General features: G+C 68.2%; 1 protein-coding gene. It reads right to left on the bottom strand.

The annotated features are described in order from the left end of the window. Window positions 1-269: 269 nt before the first annotated feature. Window positions 270-2315, bottom strand: coding sequence for a M3 family metallopeptidase (locus VF794_RS08685; protein WP_331108716.1), 2046 nt, complete (start codon window positions 2313-2315; stop codon window positions 270-272). Window positions 2316-2449: the final 134 nt, after the last annotated feature.

Here is a 2449-nt window from a genome sequence, read left to right as displayed (position 1 = left end):
TCACCTGGTTGCGCTTGCCGAAGACGTCCGTGCGCACGGCCTCGGCATCCGCCTCGCCCAGCAGCCGCCGGAGGGCGGCCAGCGAGCTGTCGAAGAAGATGCCGAGCAGCACGTCCTTCTCGGTAGCCGCTCCCATGCGGAGCAACAACATCTCAGCGGTATCCATGGGGCCCCCTCGCGACGAACCAGCCGGCCGGGCCGGTTCATACTGGAAGGCCCGGCCCGACGCATCAACTCGTTCCAGGAGATGCGTCAGGGGGGCGCTCCCGCTACTTCGCGTCGAGGTAGTTGCGGTAGGCCTCGAAGCCATAGGGCCTGCCGAGGAAGTCCTTCACCAGCTCGGCGGCGGGCTTGGAGCCACCGGGCTCCAGCACCGTCTTGCGGTACTTCATCGTGGTGGCCGGGTCCAGGTAGCCGTGCTTCTGGAACTCGGTCTCCAGGTCCTTGGCGATGACGAGCGACCACACGTAGGTGTAGTACGCGGCCGAATAGCCCTCCAGGTGGCCGAAGGAGAGCTGGAAGTGCGTGCCCTCGCGGTACTCGTGGCGGAAGGGGCTGTACTTCTCCTGGAGCTTCTTGAGCGCCTCGGTGGTGTCGAAGCCCGGCTGGCGCGAGTAGTAGTCCAGCGACACCGCGGCCAGGAACATCTGCCGGCGCGTCCACAGGCCCTTGCCGAATTCCTTGGAGGCCCGGAGCTTCTCCAGCAGCGCGGTGGGAATCGTCTCCCCCGTCTGGTGGTGGCGGGCGAACTCCTGGAGCACGGAGGGCGTGTCGGCCCACTGCTGGAGCAGCATGGAGGGCGTCTCCACGAAGTCCCACTCGGTGGAGATGCCGGTGATGCCCTTCCACTGCTGGCGGCCCGCGAAGACGTGGTGCAAGAGGTGGCCGAACTCGTGGAAGAAGGTCTCCACCTCGTCCTGCGTCATCAGCTCGCCAGGGCGCGGGAAGTTGCACACCAGCGCGCCCTCCGGGTAGTGCTTGCCGGCCTGGCCCGCCACGACGTCGAACTGGGCCGCGTGCTTGTACTTGTCGTCACGCGGGTGCATGTCCAGGTAGATGCGACCCAGCAGCGCGCCGTTCTCGGTGACGTCGTAGGTCTCCACCTCGGAGTGCCACACGGAGGCGTCCTTCACCGGCACGTAGGTGATGCCCCACATGCGCGAGGTGATGTCCATCACCCCCTTCTTCACGCGCCCGTACTCGTAATAGGCGCGCAGGGCCTGCGAGTCGAAGCCGAGTTGCTCGGCCTGGACGCGGTCCGCGTAGTAGTCCTGGTCCCAGGGCTCGAGCACGGTGGCCTTGGGGTCGTCCTTCTGCTTGCGGGCCAGCAGCTGCGCGTACTCCTGCTTCGCGCGTTGCTCGGCGGTGGCGGCCACCTTGTCGATGAAGTCCGCCGCCGTCTGCTGGGTGCGCGTCATCTTCGTCTCGGTGACGAACGCGGCCCAGGTGGGGTAGCCCAACAGCGTGGCCAGCTCGTGGCGCCTGGCGATGAGTTGGTTGAGCACCTCCACGTTCTTCGGGTAGGCGCGCTGGTGGTAGGCCCGCCACACCTTCTCGCGCGCCTTGCCGTCCCGGGCGTACGTCATGAAGGGGAAGTAGTCGGGGTAGTTGGAGGTGATGACCACCTTGCCGGTGGCGCCCGGCGCGTGGGCCTTGATGAAGTCCTCGGGCAGACCGGCGAGCTCCTTCGGCTCCAGCTCCACCTTGCGCACGTCCTCGGCGATGTTCTGGTTGAAGGTCTGGCCGAGCTTGAGGATCTCCTCGTTGAGTGCCTTCACCTTCGCGCGGGTGGCGTCGTCCCGGTCCACGCCAGCACGGCGGAAGTCGAGCAGGGTGCGCTCCATCCAGTAGCGGGTGGCTGCGTCGGCCTTCGCCAGGTCCACGGCGCTCAAGGCGTCATAGACGCCGCGGTCCTGGGAGATGGCGACGTTGAGGGTGTCGGCCTGCTGCTCGCAGATGCGGGCGGCATCGCGGAAGGCGGCGTCGGGGTGGACCTCGCGGGCGAGGCTGGAGCGGCTGCTGGCGGTGCCGATGGCGCCCGTGGCCGTGTCATAGGCCTCGAGGATGGCCTGGCCGTCGGTGGCCTTCAGGGACTTGAGAGCGGCGATCCGCGCGCGGGCCCTGTCCAGGTCGGCCGAGCAGGCGGCGGTGAAGGCCTCGAGGGAGCCCGAGAGGGCCTTGGAGCCCTCGGGGGCGGGGAGGGACTGGCGGGCTTCGGCCTGGGGGGCGGAGGAGGGCTCGGGATTCGACATGGGGGTATGGGAGCAGCCGGCCGTGGCGAGCGCGGCCGCGAGGGTGAGGGCGGCGATTCTCAAGACGACTCCTTCTACGGGGGACGGAGCGGCGGAATCTAACGTCCGGGGGAAGAGGGTCCCAGCTGGAATGGCTCGGGGTGACGAGCAGGCAACCGATGTGCCTGCCCGCCGCTTGGAGCCTCTGGGGCTTTTCG

The sequence above is a fragment of the Archangium sp. genome (assembly GCF_036389735.1).
In the GTDB taxonomy this organism is placed as follows: Bacteria; Myxococcota; Myxococcia; order Myxococcales; family Myxococcaceae; genus Archangium.
Note: the sequence above shows the minus strand (reverse complement) of the source record. Positions and strands in the feature narration are given on the sequence as shown.